The 15,066-nt window shown below is 58.9% G+C and carries 14 protein-coding genes; 2 read left to right on the top strand and 12 right to left on the bottom strand.

Features of this window, described 5'->3' with window-relative positions; all coding sequences use genetic code 11:
- Window positions 1-62: 62 nt before the first annotated feature.
- The 8 genes from BLW10_RS01115 to BLW10_RS01080 all read right to left on the bottom strand — a co-directional run bounded on the left by BLW10_RS01115 (window position 63) and on the right by BLW10_RS01080 (window position 8,747).
- Window positions 63-3,185, bottom strand: a complete 3,123-nt coding sequence (locus tag BLW10_RS01115) for an efflux RND transporter permease subunit (protein ID WP_091331646.1) — start codon at window positions 3,183-3,185, stop codon at window positions 63-65.
- Window positions 3,182-4,360, bottom strand: coding sequence for an efflux RND transporter periplasmic adaptor subunit (locus BLW10_RS01110; RefSeq protein ID WP_091331644.1), 1,179 nt, complete (start codon window positions 4,358-4,360; stop codon window positions 3,182-3,184). Before BLW10_RS01110 ends, BLW10_RS01115 begins: the two co-directional genes overlap by 4 nt.
- Window positions 4,361-4,519: 159 nt before the next feature.
- Complete coding sequence (gene tatB, locus BLW10_RS01105) at window positions 4,520-4,816, bottom strand: Sec-independent protein translocase protein TatB (RefSeq protein ID WP_091331642.1); 297 nt, start codon at window positions 4,814-4,816, stop codon at window positions 4,520-4,522.
- A gap of 62 nt (window positions 4,817-4,878) precedes the next feature.
- A complete protein-coding gene (gene tatA, locus BLW10_RS01100; RefSeq protein WP_091331717.1) occupies window positions 4,879-5,103 on the bottom strand; it encodes a twin-arginine translocase TatA/TatE family subunit in 225 nt (74 codons plus the stop codon).
- Window positions 5,104-5,279: 176 nt separating this feature from the next.
- On the bottom strand, window positions 5,280-6,365 hold the full coding sequence (gene modC, locus BLW10_RS01095; protein WP_091331640.1) for a molybdenum ABC transporter ATP-binding protein: 1,086 nt from the start codon (window positions 6,363-6,365) through the stop codon (window positions 5,280-5,282).
- Window positions 6,366-6,374: 9 nt separating this feature from the next.
- Window positions 6,375-7,052: a molybdate ABC transporter permease subunit gene (gene modB / locus BLW10_RS01090; RefSeq protein ID WP_091331639.1), complete on the bottom strand. Its 678-nt coding sequence runs from the start codon at window positions 7,050-7,052 to the stop codon at window positions 6,375-6,377.
- A 16-nt stretch (window positions 7,053-7,068) separates the two neighbouring features.
- The gene (gene modA / locus BLW10_RS01085) at window positions 7,069-7,821 is read right to left on the bottom strand and encodes a molybdate ABC transporter substrate-binding protein (protein WP_091331637.1); all 753 of its coding nucleotides are present in this window, start codon (window positions 7,819-7,821) and stop codon (window positions 7,069-7,071) included.
- A gap of 113 nt (window positions 7,822-7,934) precedes the next feature.
- Entirely contained in the window at window positions 7,935-8,747 is an 813-nt protein-coding gene (locus tag BLW10_RS01080; protein WP_091331634.1) for a TOBE domain-containing protein, read from the bottom strand.
- Window positions 8,748-9,006: 259 nt separating this feature from the next.
- Here BLW10_RS01080 and orn point away from each other — a divergent pair, with 259 nt between their 5' ends.
- Window positions 9,007-9,555, top strand: coding sequence for an oligoribonuclease (orn, locus tag BLW10_RS01075; protein ID WP_091331632.1), 549 nt, complete (start codon window positions 9,007-9,009; stop codon window positions 9,553-9,555).
- Here the strand turns inward: orn and lnt are convergent.
- Complete coding sequence (gene lnt, locus BLW10_RS01070; protein ID WP_091331630.1) at window positions 9,525-11,063, bottom strand: apolipoprotein N-acyltransferase; 1,539 nt, start codon at window positions 11,061-11,063, stop codon at window positions 9,525-9,527. The two genes, orn and lnt, sit on opposite strands and share 31 nt — an antisense overlap.
- Before the next feature lie 88 nt (window positions 11,064-11,151).
- Window positions 11,152-11,748: an ankyrin repeat domain-containing protein gene (locus BLW10_RS01065; protein WP_091331715.1), complete on the bottom strand. Its 597-nt coding sequence runs from the start codon at window positions 11,746-11,748 to the stop codon at window positions 11,152-11,154.
- A 135-nt stretch (window positions 11,749-11,883) separates the two neighbouring features.
- On the opposite strand from BLW10_RS01065, the gene recJ reads away from it, so the two are divergent.
- A complete protein-coding gene (gene recJ, locus BLW10_RS01060) occupies window positions 11,884-13,611 on the top strand; it encodes a single-stranded-DNA-specific exonuclease RecJ (protein WP_091331628.1) in 1,728 nt (575 codons plus the stop codon).
- Between the two features lie 77 nt (window positions 13,612-13,688).
- On the opposite strand, the gene BLW10_RS01055 is transcribed toward recJ, so the two are convergent.
- Both BLW10_RS01055 and BLW10_RS01050 read right to left on the bottom strand, forming a co-directional pair.
- Entirely contained in the window at window positions 13,689-14,249 is a 561-nt protein-coding gene (locus tag BLW10_RS01055) for a hypothetical protein (protein WP_245709042.1), read from the bottom strand.
- Between the two features lie 16 nt (window positions 14,250-14,265).
- Window positions 14,266-15,057, bottom strand: coding sequence for a DUF2272 domain-containing protein (locus BLW10_RS01050; protein WP_091331626.1), 792 nt, complete (start codon window positions 15,055-15,057; stop codon window positions 14,266-14,268).
- Window positions 15,058-15,066: the final 9 nt, after the last annotated feature.

Raw genomic sequence — 15,066 nt, 5'->3', positions numbered from 1 at the left:
CGCCCGCAGACGTGTGTTGTCAATCGCGTGAAGCATAGCTGTCTCAATGCAACAGATGGGTTTCATCGCCCCCCCTGTAACCAACAATGGGCGCTCTCATGCAGTGACAATAACGCTGGCGTAAAGATCAGCACCAAAATGGTCGAAAAGCCCACGCCGAACGCCAGCGACACCGCCATCGGAATCAAAAACTGCGCTTGCAGACTGGTCTCAAAAATCAACGGCCCCAAGCCAACCACCGTAGTCGCCGAGGTTAGCAACATCGCCCGCAATCGTGAGACCGCCGCTTCAACCAGCGCGTCGTCAACATCCATGCCGGTTTCGCGCAGTTCGTGATACATGCTGACCAAAATGATCGCGTTATTGACGACAATTCCCGACAATCCGAACAATCCGAACAGCGACAGCAGCGTCAAATCCAGTCCCAGCAGCCAATGCCCGCCCAATGCGCCGACCAGCCCGAGCGGAATTGCCGTCATCACCACCAGCGGCCAGCCCCAACTGCTAAACACAGCGGCGAGAATCATATAAATCAGCGCCAGCCCCAAAATCAGCCCGAGACGCATATCGCCGAGCGTTTCGCGTTGATCGGCGGCGCGACCTTCAAAGCTGTAATCAAGCCCGTATTGGGCAACCAAACGCGGCAACAGATCGCGTTCGAGCGCCTGTCGCACAGTGTCTGGCGTCGCTAACGCTCGGTCGATGTCTGCCGAAACCTCAACAGCTAACCGCCCATCGGCATGGCGCAAGGCTTCAAAACCGCGCCGCGCTTCCCAGCGGGCAACGCTACTCAGTGGCACAAAGCGGCCATCTGCGGTGCGCACCTGTAACTGTTCGAGCGCATTGAGGCGCACCCGTTCAGCTCGCGGCAGCAGCACGCGCACCTCTAATTCATCCTGACCGACCTGAACGAGCTGTGCCAAATATCCATCAAAGGCGGCACGTAACTGACGGCCCAATGATTCAGTCGTAAAGCCGAGCGCCTGTCCAGCGGGCGTGAGGCGATAGATCAACTGTTCCCGTCCGAACGGCATGTCATCGACCAAATCGGACACGCCCGGAACGCTTTCTAAGCTTTGCGCCAATTCGAGCGCCGCCGCTTTGAGCCGTTCGCCATCCTCACCCATCAAGCGCAAATTCAGATCGCGGCCCGGCGGCCCAGCGCGACGGGCGGAAATCACCAGACTTTCCAATCCGGCTGGCATCCGCACATTCGCCCGCCACGCGGCTAAAAATTGCTCATTGCGCACCTCGCGGTATTCGGAGGCGACCAATTGCACCAGAATCGAGGCCAACTGATCGCCCGCTGCCCCGGATCCGCCCTCGGCAGCGACGGTTGCGCCGAGTCGCGCCACCGCCGATTCAATCAGTCCGCCGCCGAAATCCGCGTCAGTTTTAGTCAGAGCGCGTTCGAGTTCGGCTAAAAATTCAGCGGTTTGCTCACGCGGCGTGCCAGCAACAAAGGTCGCATTGGCAAAGACGACCTGAGATTCGGGCGTCGGGAAGAACACGAACGCCACCCGCCCGCCGACCAGCAGCCCAATCGCCAACAGCAGCAGCACCGCGACGATACTCACCGTCACCCCGCGCCAATGCAGCGCCCAGACGACGATAGGCCGATAAACTTGATCGCGGAAGCGGTCAAATGCCGCATTCACGCGCACGCGCCAGCGCGGGACAATCGCCTCGGCGTGATGCTCAAAGGCCGAGCGCAGATGTGCCGGCATGATTAAAAACACTTCGATCAAGGACGCCAGCAGCACCATGATCGCCACGAACGGAATATCACCCAAAATATTCCCCATCACACCGCCGACCAGCATCAGCGGCAAAAAAGCGGCAATCGTCGTCAAACCGGAGGCGAAAATCGGCCAGAACATGCGTTGTGCGCCGCTGATCGCCGCATCCGTCGGCGAGAGACCTTGCCGAAACCGCACCTCAGCATGTTCGCCAATCACAATGGCATCATCGTCGATGATCCCGAGTGTCAGCAGCAGTCCAAATAAACTCATCATGTTGATGGTGCCGCCGAACGCCCACAGCAGCGCCAGCGCCGCCATATACGCAACCGGAATGCCCATCGCCACCCAGAACGCGACGCGCCCGGGCAGAAAGACAAACAGCATCACCAACACCAGCGTCAGCCCTTGCAGGCCGTTGTGAATCAGCAGATCAATGCGATCTTCGATCACCTGCCATTGCGCATCAAAAACAGTCAGTTCAATAGCGGGCGGCAAGGTCGGTTCGGTATCAGCTAACCACTGCTCGAAAATCTTCGCTGCTTTGAGCGAATGGCCTTGCTCGGCGCGTTGCACCAGCAGTTCGACCGTGACCGGCGTCTGTTGCAAGGCTTCAGCATCCAGCCCGACCGGAATCGGTGCCAGCGCCAAGCTCGCCGGACGCGCCTCGCGCACGATGGTCGCCACATCACCAAGCCGCACCAGCGTGCGCGTATCGGTGAGAATCGGCAGATCTTCAAAAGCCAGCGGCTCGCGGCGCTGCTCCAAACTGCGCAGTTCGCGGGCGCCGTCGGCGTCACCGGCGATGCCAACTGGCAGATCGCGGGCGATCCGCGCCACCTGCTCGCCGATGCCATCGAGCGAGAGGCCGAGTGTCTCTAGCGCCGGCCCGGGCACTTCAATCGCAATCCGCTCTTCAGGCAAACCGGAGAGATCGACGCGATCAATGCCGCGTGCCAGCAAATCGCGCTCGAACTGCCGCACCCAGGGGCGCAGGGCTTCGACACTCGGCCCCGAAACCAGCACCCGTGCGACAGATTCATAGCGCGAGACGCGGCTAATCTGCGGCGTTTCGGCATCTTTGGGCAGATTGCGGAACTCATCGACGCGCTGCCGGACTTGATCGAGCGCCAGCAGCGGATCGGTGTTCTCTTGCAGCTCGACCGACAGACTGGCGATGCCCTGCGCGGCGGTCGCGGTGAGTTTTTTGAGGCCATCGACGGTTTTGAGCCGTTCTTCGAGCGGAATCACAATACCGCGCTCGACATCTTCCGCTGATGCGCCGCTCCAGACCACACGCACCGAAATCACATCGAGCGCAAAGGTCGGGAAAAACTGAATATTCATCCGCGTCAAGCTGATGACGCCGAGAATCAGCAGTGCCGCCATCAACAGATTGGCCAACAGCCGATGACGCGCAAAGACGGCGATCAGCCCAGGATTCATTCCACAACCTCGACTTTGAGCGTATCAATCGCGTTGGGCAGATGGGTCGTCATCACCCGCTCACCGGGTTGCAGCGTCGGCACCCGAAGCAATACCTGACCAGCTCCCGCGCCGGTATCGAGTTCGCCGACGCGCTCAATCGGCACGCTCTGCAAGCGCCCATCGCGCACCGCAAACAGCCGATCCCCGCCATGCAGCGCAGCAACGGGCACGGCGATGGTGTCAGGCGCGAGCGGACGTTGTAAGCGCAGTTCAACCAGCGCCCCGAGTGGCAGCGGCGCGTCGGGCGCGAGCTTCAGCAGCGCATCGACTCCGCGTGCATCAGCTTCACCGGACAGCCGTTCGAGCACCGCCTGTAGAGTCCGTCCGGCAGACTGGCCGCTGGCGGTGAGCTGTTCCCCGGCGGCCAGTGCTTGGCGCAATTCGTCGCTATAGCGGCCGGGGATCTTGGCGCGTACATAGAGACCAGCAAGCGGATAGAGTGTCAGCAGCGTTTGATTGGCTTGCAGTTGATCGCCCGCCGCCGCTTTGACCACGCCAATACGGGCGGCAAAGGGCGCACGCAGCGTGCCGCGTGCCAGATCGCGTTCAGCTTCCGACAGCACGGCTTCAAGCGCCGCAAGCCGTGCCGGATGCTCGGCAAGTGATTGCTCACGCAGGGTCACGGCTAGTTGCGCTCGTGCATGACGCTCGCGGGCGTCATCGACACTCGACACCGAACCCAGTTGCTTGGCTTGCACGGTCTCGGCGCGTTCGAGCGCCACCTGTGCCAAACGCAAAATCTCGCGCTCTTGCGCCAATGCTTGTTGATCGTGACTGAGTTTTAGGCGCTCTTTCTCCAACTCGGCGCGGGCTTTGGTGACACGCGGTTGCAGATCACGCGGATCGAGTTGCCCCAGAACAGTACCAGCGGCGACCTGTTCGCCGTCGCGCACGCGCAGTTCCAGCAGGCGTCCGGCGACCGGTGCCGCAACCTGCACACGGTCGGGCGCTTCGACCTGACCGAAGAGCGGCAGTATCGGATGCTGGGCGCTCGGCTGCACCGCGACGGCTTCGATCCGCCAAATGCGTTCAGTTGGCGCAACCGGATGCGGCGCGGGGCGGGTTAATTTGAGTAAAACGAAGATCCCAACGCCGGCAAGCAGAATCAGGATCGGGAGGCTTCGACGCAGCATGAACGTTGGCTAGACTCGCTAAAGTGAATGGAGTGTGGCCACGACAACATGAGGGATGCACGGCGTTGGAACAAGCGCCCGCTGGGGACGCATCGGTCAGTTCGCGCAAATCGATCAAACAGATCAATGAGATAGATCGGTTTGATGCCGTGCGATCAATCAGGAACGGGGAGTTTGCGAGGGCGGAGACGGATCGGCGCGGCGCGTGGTTGGCGGCGCGGGATCGTCGAGCAGGGTATCGAGCGGATAAGAGCGTGCCTGCTCATCAAGCACTTTTTTCAGTTCCTCGGCCTTGAGTTCGCGGTCGATCTCGTGCTTGACATTAGAGAGCGTGCGGCGAGCGTGACCGACCCATTTACCGGCCACCCGCGCCGCACGCGGCAGGCGCTCGGGGCCGATGACGACCAGGGCGACAATCGCCACTAGAATCAGTTCTTGAAAGCCAACGTCGAACATCGCGGCAGGCTCACTGAAATCAGGTCGCTAAAAGGATAGAAACAGGACAGATACGGCGCAGTTCAAGCGCGATCCGACTTGGTAGTCGTTGTGGTGGTCGTGTCATTGGGCTGAGAGGCGGCATCGGCGTCCGCTTTGTTTTCGGAGTTCGACATTGAGCTACGAAAGCCGCGAATCGCGTCACCGAGATCAGCGCCGATGTTTTTTAGGCGCTTGGTGCCGAATAACAACACGACGATGACCAGAATAATCAACAGTTGCCAAATACTGATGCCGCCGACACCCATGTTGTGCTCCGCTGATCCCCGTGACTGCTCACGACTGGGATCAAAATTAGTGAAATAATTGAAACAATCAGGGCGCGGATGATAACGCAAGCGGCGGGGAGCTTCCAGCTATCAGCCACCAGCTTCCAGCGGCCAGTATGAAGCGACTGTTTTCTTGCTGACCGCTCTAGCACAGCCTAATCCATCAACGCCACCGCCTTGACCTGCGCAAACACCGGCTGTCCGACCTGAAGATGCAGTCGGTCGCAGGAATAGCGGGTAATCCGCGCCAGCAGTGGCGTTTGCTCACCGCTGCCGGTGGCCAGTTTCACCAGCACCTGTGCTGGATCGAGTTCGCGTAGTTCGACAATCCGCGCTGGCAGAATGTTGACGATACTCGATGTCCCCGGCTCATCCCGCGCTATACTGACATCCCGTGCATGGATGCGCACCCGCACCCGCTCATCAAGCGCCCGCGCCAGCCGCGAAACGGTCAGCCGTCCGCCGGGAATCGTCAGCCGCGTCAACGCATAGTCATCATCATGGCTCAACACCACGCCCTCGATGATCGCGCTTGCCTCCTGATCCTGCGCCAGCGTCAGATCCAGTCGGCTAAACACCTCGGCGACCGGCCCGACCGCCCGCGCCTCGCCCTGCTCCATCATCACTACGGTATCAGCCAGCCGCGCCACCTCATCGGGCGCATGGCTGACATAGAGCACCGGAATCTCGAGTTCATCGTGCAGGCGCTCCAGATACGGCAGAATTTCCTGTTTACGCGCCAGATCGAGCGCCGCCAGCGGCTCATCCATCAGCAATAAACGTGGATGCAGTGCCAGCGCCCGCGCAATCGCCACCCGCTGCCGCTCGCCGCCGGAGAGCTGATGCGCCCGCCGCTCGAGCAGATGGCCGATGCCCAGCAATGTGACGGCCTGTTCTAGCGCGGCGCGATCCATCGCGCTGCCGACGCGCTTCATGCCGTATTCGAGATTGCCGCGTGCCGAGAGATGCGGAAACAGGCTTGCTTCCTGAAACACATAGCCGAGCGGTCGTTTGTGCGTCGGCACACAGGTTGTTCCGTCTTGCCAGACCTCGCCATTGACGCACAGATAGCCAGTTGGCACGGTTTTTAAGCCCGCAATCAGACGCAGCAGCGTCGTTTTGCCCGAACCTGAATGTCCAAACAGCGCCGTGACCCCGCGTCCGGGTAAGGTGAGATCAACGTTGAGCGCAAAATCGGCATAGGTGAGCTGAAAACGGGCGTGAATATGGGTATCAGACATGAGCGTGGCTTAAAAACGGCGTTGCGTCGGGTTGAGAGTGTAGAGCGCGAGCAGCACCAAAAAGGCAAAGAGCACCATGCTGCCCGCTAACCAATGCGCTTGGGCATAATCCATTGCCTCGACGTGATCGTAGATTTGCACCGAGACGAGGCGCGTTTCGCCCGGAATATTGCCGCCGATCATCAGCACTACGCCAAATTCGCCGACCGTGTGGGCAAAGCCGAGAATCGCGGCGGTCAAAAAGCCCGGTCGCGCTAATGGCACGACGACAGTAAAAAACCGATCCCAGGGGCCAGCGCGTAAGGTCGCGGCCACTTCGAGCGGCCGGTCGCCGAGTGCTTCAATCGCGTTCTGGATCGGCTGCACCACAAACGGCATCGAATAAAACACCGACGCAATCACCAAGCCCCAAAACGTAAACGGCAGCAGCCCGATGCCGAGCGCTTGTGTCACCTGACCGAGCGGGCCATTCGGCCCCATTGCCACTAACAGATAAAACCCAAGCACCGTCGGCGGCAGCACCAGCGGCAGCGCGACCACCGCTCCAACCGGCCCTTTCCAGTGCGATGGGGTACGCGCCAGCCACCACGCAATCGGCGTCCCAATCAGCAGCAGCAGCACCGTAGTTAAACTGGCCAGCCGCAGGGTCAGCCCAATAGCCTGTAGATCGGCGTCAGAAAATCCCATCGCCTGTCACCCCCGCTCAGAACCGATAACCGTAAGCTTCAATGATCGTGTGCGCTTTCTCGCCCTTGAGATAGTCGGCGAACGCCTGCGCTGCCGGATTGTCCGCGCCGGATTTGAGCGTCACCGCATCCTGACGAATCGGCGTGTAAAGTTCCGCTGGCACAATCCAGCCAGAACCTTCACGAATTTGGCCATTTTTGGCGACCTGAGAGAGCGCAACAAAGCCGAGTTCGGCATTGCCGGTGCTAACAAATTGATAGGTCTGCGCGATGTTGTCACCCTTGACCAGCTTGGGTTCGAGCATCTGTTCCAAGCCAAGTGCCTGCATCACTTCGACCGCCGCCGCGCCATAGGGCGCAAGCGTCGGATTAGCAATAGCGAGCTTGCGGAAGTCGTTGCGACTGAGTACTTTGGCCCCATCGGTCACGCGCTTGGGATCCGCACTCCACAGCACGAGCGAGCCGATGGCATAGGTAAAGCGCGTGCCGGGCGCGGCCAGACCTTCTTCATCGAGTTTTGCGGGCGTGGCGGCATCAGCAGCAAGCAGCATGGCGAAGGGCGCACCGTTTTTAATCTGCGCGTAAAACTTGCCCGATGAGCCGAACGCGGCTTCGACGCGATGTCCGGTTTCGGCTTCAAATGCGACGGCAAGTTCTTTCATCGGCGCAGTGAAATTAGCCGCGACTGCAATCTGTACGGTTTCGGCGTGCGTGGTTGCAGTCATTATTAATAAAGCAAAGGCGCTGATTGTTTTGGTCAGGCTGTGCATTGTGAGAACTCCAGAGAATGATTGATCGGGTTATTCAGTCAATCGCTATATTAGAATTACTATAACGATTGACCTTAAAAAATCGTTAAATATTAAACATGAGCGCGGGCCGCTTAATCTTTGACGGCGAGAATGACATGCGGCGCTTTAATTAAAGCACAAGCACGACCGCCGACCGTCAAACCTAATTCAGTTGTACTGTCATTGGTAATCATCGCCGTCAAGCGCGTGCCACCATCGAGCGCCAGCACCACTTCGGTATTCACTGCGCCGGTCACAATGCGTTCAACAACACCGCACAGCCGATTACGTGCTGAGGTTTTGAGGCCGCCATCTTCGGTTGCCAGAATAACAAATGAAGCTTTAATCAGCGCGAAAGCTTCCGCGCCAATAGTCAATCCGAGCGCCTCAACGCTGTCATTCGTAATAATGGCAACCAATGGATCGCCATTGATATCGAGCGTGATTTCGGCATTGACCGCGCCGAGTTTGATCGCGGATACCAGACCGCGTAAATGATTGCGGGTACTGACTTTCATACTCAGTGTTCCTAATAGGGCATTAAATTGGTCGAAATCCTGAATGCTCGCGTTCAGCCGCGCCAAAAACCGCTGATGCTCACGCGCTGCTGCCGCGTACACTGCAATCAGGCGTTGCCCCGCCTCGGTTAGCGCCGTCCCGCCACCTTGCCGCCCGCCGACCTGACGCCGCACCAGCGGTTCTGGTGCCAGATTATTCATCGCATCGACCGCATCCCACGCTTGTTTGTAAGACAAACCGAGCGATTTGGCCGCCTGCGAGATCGAGCCGGTTGCAGCAATCTGGCGCAACAGATCGATGCGGCCATGCCCAGCAAACCGCTGCTGGTTGAGATCCAGCCGCAGTGCGCCGCTGGTCGCTAAACCCTGTTCTAGGCGCTGTGTCATTGGTCTCGCGCTCCGAGTGGGGCGTTATATCATAGACGACATAACGCCAGTAATTAAGCAAATTTCAGGCCGGCTATCTGTAATTCATGGATCTGTCTATCAAATGTGCGGCTAGTCAATACTTTAGCAGCGCCGGGCGCTAAACCCAGCAAGGCGGATCGCTGCGACTCCGCTGCAAACGGCGTCGTGCTTCAAACAATGATGCGACAATGCCGAGCGCAATTGAACCAGTGAACCAGCGACCGGATATGGGCACGAAATGAGTAAGAGCAAGCACAATCTGATTTGGATTGATTTGGAGATGACGGGACTCGATCCCAGCCGCGACCGCATTTTAGAGATCGCCACCCTGATTACCGACAGCGAACTGCGCATTCTTGCCGAAGGGCCGGTGATGGCGATTCATCAGGATGAAGCGATTTTGGCCGATCTGGATGAGTGGAATCGCACCCATCATGGCGCATCTGGGCTGCTGGAGCGGGTGCGTTTGAGTGCTTATAGCGTCAGCGACGCGGAAACCGCGACGCTCGATTTTCTCGCGCACTATGTGCCCGCTGGGGCGTCGCCGCTCTGTGGCAATAGCATCTGTCAGGATCGGCGCTTTTTGGCCCGCTGGATGCCGCGTCTGGAAGCCTATTGTCACTATCGTAATCTGGATGTGAGCACGCTCAAAATCCTCGCGCAGCGGTGGGCACCGGAGGTGGCGCGGAGTTTTAAGAAAGCGTCACGGCATCTGGCACTCGACGATATCCGCGAATCTATCGACGAATTGCGCCACTATCGCACCCATTTGCTCAAGATTGATTGAATCGCACGCCAAAGCTGCCGCCAGCCGCCGACTAACAACAGGGTCAGAGCCATGCCGACCGCTGGCGCATTGCCGAGATAACTAAAGGGCGTTGCGCCCTGACGCGGCTGAATTTCCGCTGTTGCAGCGCCGCGCTCAAACAGTGGCACGGTGGCCAGCACGCGCCCGCGATGATCGACCAGCGCCGACACGCCAGTATTGGTAGCGCGCAGCAACGCTCGGCCATTTTCGAGCGCCCGCATCCGCGCTATCTCCAGATGCTGTGGCGGCGCGAGCGAATCGCCAAACCAGCCATCATTGCTGACATTGATGAGATAGGCCGCCTCGGGCAACGCCTCGCGCACCTCAGCCGGAAACGCATCTTCGTAGCAAATTGACGCGCCGACCGGATGGGTGCCGACCTGAAGCAGCGGGCGGGCGGCATCCCCAACGCTAAAATCCGACATCGGCACCGCGAACAGCTCCACCAACGGCCCGAGCCAAGTTTTGAACGGCAGATATTCACCAAAGGGCACCAAATGCCGCTTCATGTATAAGGCTTCCTGACTGCCGATAGCTAAGACCCCATTGAAATAGCGTTCACTCTCCGGCTCCAACACTGGCACGCCGAGCACCAGTTCTACGCCTTCAGCGCGGATGCGGGCGGCGAGCGGATCGAGCAATGGGGCGCGAATCTGATGCACAAAATCCGGCAGGGCGGTTTCGGGCCACACGATCACATCAGCATCCAAATGCGCCAGCGTCAGATCCAGATAGGTCTCGGCGATCATCAGCCGCGCTTCGGGATCCCATTTGAGCGACTGCGGAATATTGGCTTGAATCACGCTGGCGCGGAGTGGTGCGCCGAGCGGTTGTGTCCAATCAAGCGTCTGGAGTCCGGCCCCACTGATCCAGATGACAGCGAGCGCACTGAGGGCGCTGAGGCGAGCGCGGCGCGTCGGCCAGCGGATCGCACCCCAGAGCAAGCCGCCTGAGAGCGCGACCAGTAAACTGACCCCATAGATCCCGACGAGTGGCGCATAGCCAGCCAGCGGCCCAGCGATCTGCCCATAACCGAAACTCAACCAGGGAAAGCCGGTCAATAGCCAACTGCGCACCCATTCCAGCAGCACCACCGCGCCAGGCAGCAACAGCAGCGGCCCGCGCCAGTGTGATAACGCGCTGTTGCTGTCCAGACGGCGGATTAGCCAAGCACTTGCGCCGCTGTAGAGCGCGACGACGGCAATAAACAGCGCGGCGAGCAGATGCGCAATCCACGCATCCATGTTGCCAAATTCGTTGAGGCTAATGCGAATCCAGAACACGCCACAGCCGAATAGTCCCAGTCCGAACAGCCAGCCGCGCCAAAAAGCGCGGCGCGGTGTGGTGGCGGTGAGTGATTCATACCAAGCGGCGAGAGCGAGCACCGCCAGCGGAAACAGCGAAAAAGGCGCGAAGCTGAGAACAGCGAGGGCACCGGCGCTGAGGGCGAGGAGTGCCGGTGGCAGGGGGCGGATGCGGAGATTCATTATGGAAAGCGGACGCGGGCGTGGCGGCTAACGGATTACCTAACTATAGCGTTAGCTGCCTGCGCCCGCAGTGCCGCAACGGTTACGGTTACGGTTGCGATGACAACAGTTCTAACACTGATTGATGACTCGCCTCGCGTGCCCACTCTGCGGCGGTTTTACCCGCAAAATCCTTGAGCGTTCGATCAGCACGCTGTTCAAGCAACACGCGCACGCTCGCGGTATGTCCTTGTTTCGCGGCCCAAATCAGCGCCGTCCAGCCTTTCGTTGTTTCTTGATGATCGACCATCGCGCCGCGTTCGAGCAGACGCTTGACAATCGCGGCGTGATTATTGGAAGCGGCCAACATCATCGCCGTGTAGCCGCCGGTATCTTGGGCATCGACCGTGGCACCGGCCTGCAACAGCCGCTCGACTACGGCGGCATGACCATTGAGCGCCGCTTTCATTAAGGGCGTCCACTCGCAGCTATCACGGATGTTGGGCTGGCGCTGGCGGGTTAAGAGTTGCTCGACGCTGCTGAGATCGCCCTGTTCCGCTGCTTCAATGAGCGCAGTACCAGCGCCAGCGGCTGCTAATCCAGTGTTAGAACCGGATGTAGACGCGGATGGCGCTGTAGCGGTATCGCACCCAACTAATGCGGTCAGGAGCAAGATAACAAGCAAGTGTGTATAGGATGTGTTCATGGCCTGCATTCTTATGCGCAAACCAGCAACGGCCAATGACAATGCGCAGTTCACAGCGGGCGACTTGATGCGTGCGCGTATTCTCGACACACTGCCAAGCTCATTTTTTGATTATTGCAATGCGCGGTTACGAACGTGTCCACTCTTCGCATTCGTCGTTTTCCCGAACAGCTTGCCGCGATTCCGGCGCACACGCCAGATGAACTCTGCAACTGGCTCTATGCGCAGCGCGGCGTCACCGATCCGGCGGAGGTCGCGCCCGGACTCAGCGCCCTTGCGCCACTGACCACGCTGCATGGACTCGACAGCGCGGTGACGCGGCTGATTGCGGCGCTGCAAGCGGATCAGCAGATTTTGGTTGTCGGTGATTACGATGCCGATGGCGCAACCGGCAGTGCGCTTGCGGTGCGCGGTTTGCGCGATCTGGGAGCGCGGCGCGTCTCGTTTTTGGTGCCGAGTCGTTTTTCTAACGGTTATGGCTTGAGTCCGGCGCTGGTCGATGCGGCGCACGCACAGGGCGCGGATCTGATTCTGACGGTTGATAACGGCATTTCGAGTCACGCGGCGATTGCGCGGGCAAATGAACTGGGCATCGCTGTCGTCATCACCGATCATCATTTGGCCGGCGATGCACTGCCGACCGCAGACGCGATTGTCAATCCGAATCAACCCGCTTGCCACTTTCCGAGCAAACATCTAGCTGGTGTCGGCGTGGTGTTTTATCTGCTTGCCGCACTGCGCGGACGCCTGCGCGAGCTGGGTTGGTTCAGTGCAGCACGGCCAGAACCGAATCTAGCTGACCGGCTTGATCTCGTTGCACTCGGCACGGTCGCAGATGTGGTCAGTTTGGATCGCAATAATCGGATTCTGGTCGAGCAAGGTTTGCGGCGCATTCGCGCTGGGCGGGCGTGTGCGGGTGTGCTGGCGCTGCTAGAGGTCGCCGGACGTGAGCCGACGCGGGCGACGGCAACGGATTTTGGCTTTTTTGTTGCGCCGCGCCTCAATGCTGCCGGACGCTTGACCGAAATGTCACTCGGCGTTGAATGTCTGTTGACCGACGATCCGATCCAAGCGCGGGCGATGGCGCAGCAGCTCGACGCCCTCAACCGCGAGCGCAAGGCGATTGAGGGCGAAATGAAAGAGGCGGCAGAAGCGGCACTCGTGGCGCTGATGCTCGACGGCGCGGCACTGCCGCCGGGGGTGTGTCTGTTCGGTGCGGACTGGCATCAGGGCGTGTTAGGGATCGTCGCCGCTCGCCTTCGCGAGCACTATCATCGTCCAACGATCACCTTTGCTGATGCGGGCGATGGGCGCTTGCGCGGTTCGGGGCGCTCGATTGAGGGGCTGCATCTGCGCGATGCACTAGATTGGGTCAATCGTCAGTATCCCGACTTGATCGAATATTTTGGCGGTCACGCGATGGCGGCGGGCTTGACCTTACACGCGGGGATGTTCGAGCGATTTCGTGCCGCCTTTATCGACGCAGTGCGGATACAGCTTGGCGAGGTGCCGCCGACGCCGGAACTGCGCTCTGATGGGGCACTACCGGCGGCGCTGCTGACGCTGGAAACGGCAGCAGCCCTGCGCGTTGCTGGCCCTTGGGGCAAGGATTTTCCCGAACCGCGTTTTGATGACGTATTCCAGATTATCGAAGCGCGGGGTGTCGGCGATGAACAGCAGCATTTGAAACTCAAGGTCAGCGCAACCGGCGGCACGGTGATCGAGGCGATTGGGTTTAATCTTGGGGCGCAGTTAGAGCAGGCGCACGGCGCGGTGCGGCTGGTGTATCGGCTTGATGTGAATCACTATCGCGGGCGCCAGACGCTGCAATTATTGGTTGATTATTTGACTGCGCCGAATTGATGCCGCATTGCTCAGTTCTTAGGTCAAAATCCTAAATTACTGTCTTTATTCTGCGATTTTCCGCGCATTCAGCGGCTTTATTTTTTAATTGCATCTGGAATACCCAGCGCCCGATAACCAAAAACCAAATCAGCGCGGGTGCCATCATCGAGGATTAACTCGCCGATCCCATTGCGCCCATCTAAATCCGATGTTAATTCAGCTTGCCCACGACGACCATCGGAACACACCACACGATGAATTGCATCCGCTGATCCGGTCATCGCATTATAACTGCCCTCGCACCACTGCTGACCCCGCGTCACACGAAATCGCGCTGCCAGCGGTGAAATCGCATACTGACCGAGATAAACCTGACGCTCTAAAATCAAAGCAATCGGGCCGCTGGTCGAATTACGCCCATCAGCAAGCGTATTTGATTGATGCGTTTCAAAATATTCAAGCACTTCACTCAAACAGGCTGAATATTCTTCCAAATCCAAATGCCGACAGAGCCGCTCACCATATTCATCCGGCGTAATCGACTGCACCAGCGGCCCGCGCTGTCCGGGCGGCGCAGCAGCACAGCCGCCGAGCACCAGCGCAAAGCTTAATACACTCAATGACAGCAATAACAACAGGCTAAAACGTGAAAACATGGGCGCATTCTCCGAATCATAAACGGTTCTGCAAAATCACAAACCACGGACGGCGCGGCATCGGCTGCAAATAGCCGCGCTGATTAAGCTGAAGTCGTACTTTTGAGACCGAATTGCGGACATTGCCGCCGATGACTTCGAGCGTTTGTTCGTGTTTTGCAGTCACTAAATCACAATGCGCCCGCAAGCCCATCAGTAAATTCGCTCGCACATATCCATCTTTGAGCGGTGCCCGCGATGGTTGCCGATAAGCGCAAATTAAATCACCTGGCTCCGGGCTGTAATCCTGCAAGCGACGCGGCACAAAATAGCGCCCGGGTAAACTGGCATATTCGATTAAATCGGCGATATAGCTCCAATGCGCAATTGCGGACGGAAATTGATAATCCGGAACCCCAGCATTGCGCATAATCCAGCTAATAAATGCCGCTGACCAGGGTTTTTGACAATCCATGCCGGTTAATTGGGTTTGACCCGCTGATCGCCAATAAGCATTCACGCGCTCGCTATGTTGCGCATCCTCATCTTCCCACGCGCCAACACGCGGAATACTCTCTAGCTCACCCTGAAAGACGACTTCTTGCCGACCAAAAAACTGCCATTCCTGTTCAGCACGGGCAATGATCGCCCGCTTGAATGCCGGATTCGGGCGCGGCGCGGTGCCGCTGCGATAATCCGACCAGGTGCCGGGGCGCTTACCTGACCCCGTTGGTTTTGATGGCGGCGATGAACAGGCCACCAGTGCCAGACTCACCGCCAGCGCCATGAGCATTGCGCCAGCACGCGCCCGAAAATCACACGAAAACATAAGCCGCAT

The organism is Allochromatium warmingii, from assembly GCF_900107145.1.
In the GTDB taxonomy this organism is placed as follows: domain Bacteria; phylum Pseudomonadota; class Gammaproteobacteria; order Chromatiales; family Chromatiaceae; genus Thermochromatium; species Thermochromatium warmingii.
This window is presented reverse-complemented; position numbering and strand designations above follow the sequence as displayed.

Coding starts and splice junctions, on each gene's coding strand:
- BLW10_RS01110 (WP_091331644.1), bottom strand. CDS start 4,360: ATGCTGCGTCGAAGCCTCCCGATCCTGATTCTGCTTGCCGGCGTTGGG.
- BLW10_RS01065 (WP_091331715.1), bottom strand. CDS start 11,748: ATGAACACATCCTATACACACTTGCTTGTTATCTTGCTCCTGACCGCA.
- lnt (WP_091331630.1), bottom strand. CDS start 11,063: ATGAATCTCCGCATCCGCCCCCTGCCACCGGCACTCCTCGCCCTCAGC.
- modC (WP_091331640.1), bottom strand. CDS start 6,365: ATGTCTGATACCCATATTCACGCCCGTTTTCAGCTCACCTATGCCGAT.
- modB (WP_091331639.1), bottom strand. CDS start 7,052: ATGGGATTTTCTGACGCCGATCTACAGGCTATTGGGCTGACCCTGCGG.
- BLW10_RS01080 (WP_091331634.1), bottom strand. CDS start 8,747: ATGACACAGCGCCTAGAACAGGGTTTAGCGACCAGCGGCGCACTGCGG.
- BLW10_RS01050 (WP_091331626.1), bottom strand. CDS start 15,057: ATGTTTTCGTGTGATTTTCGGGCGCGTGCTGGCGCAATGCTCATGGCG.
- BLW10_RS01115 (WP_091331646.1), bottom strand. CDS start 3,185: ATGAATCCTGGGCTGATCGCCGTCTTTGCGCGTCATCGGCTGTTGGCC.
- orn (WP_091331632.1), top strand. CDS start 9,007: ATGAGTAAGAGCAAGCACAATCTGATTTGGATTGATTTGGAGATGACG.
- modA (WP_091331637.1), bottom strand. CDS start 7,821: ATGCACAGCCTGACCAAAACAATCAGCGCCTTTGCTTTATTAATAATG.
- BLW10_RS01055 (WP_245709042.1), bottom strand. CDS start 14,249: ATGTTTTCACGTTTTAGCCTGTTGTTATTGCTGTCATTGAGTGTATTA.
- tatB (WP_091331642.1), bottom strand. CDS start 4,816: ATGTTCGACGTTGGCTTTCAAGAACTGATTCTAGTGGCGATTGTCGCC.
- tatA (WP_091331717.1), bottom strand. CDS start 5,103: ATGGGTGTCGGCGGCATCAGTATTTGGCAACTGTTGATTATTCTGGTC.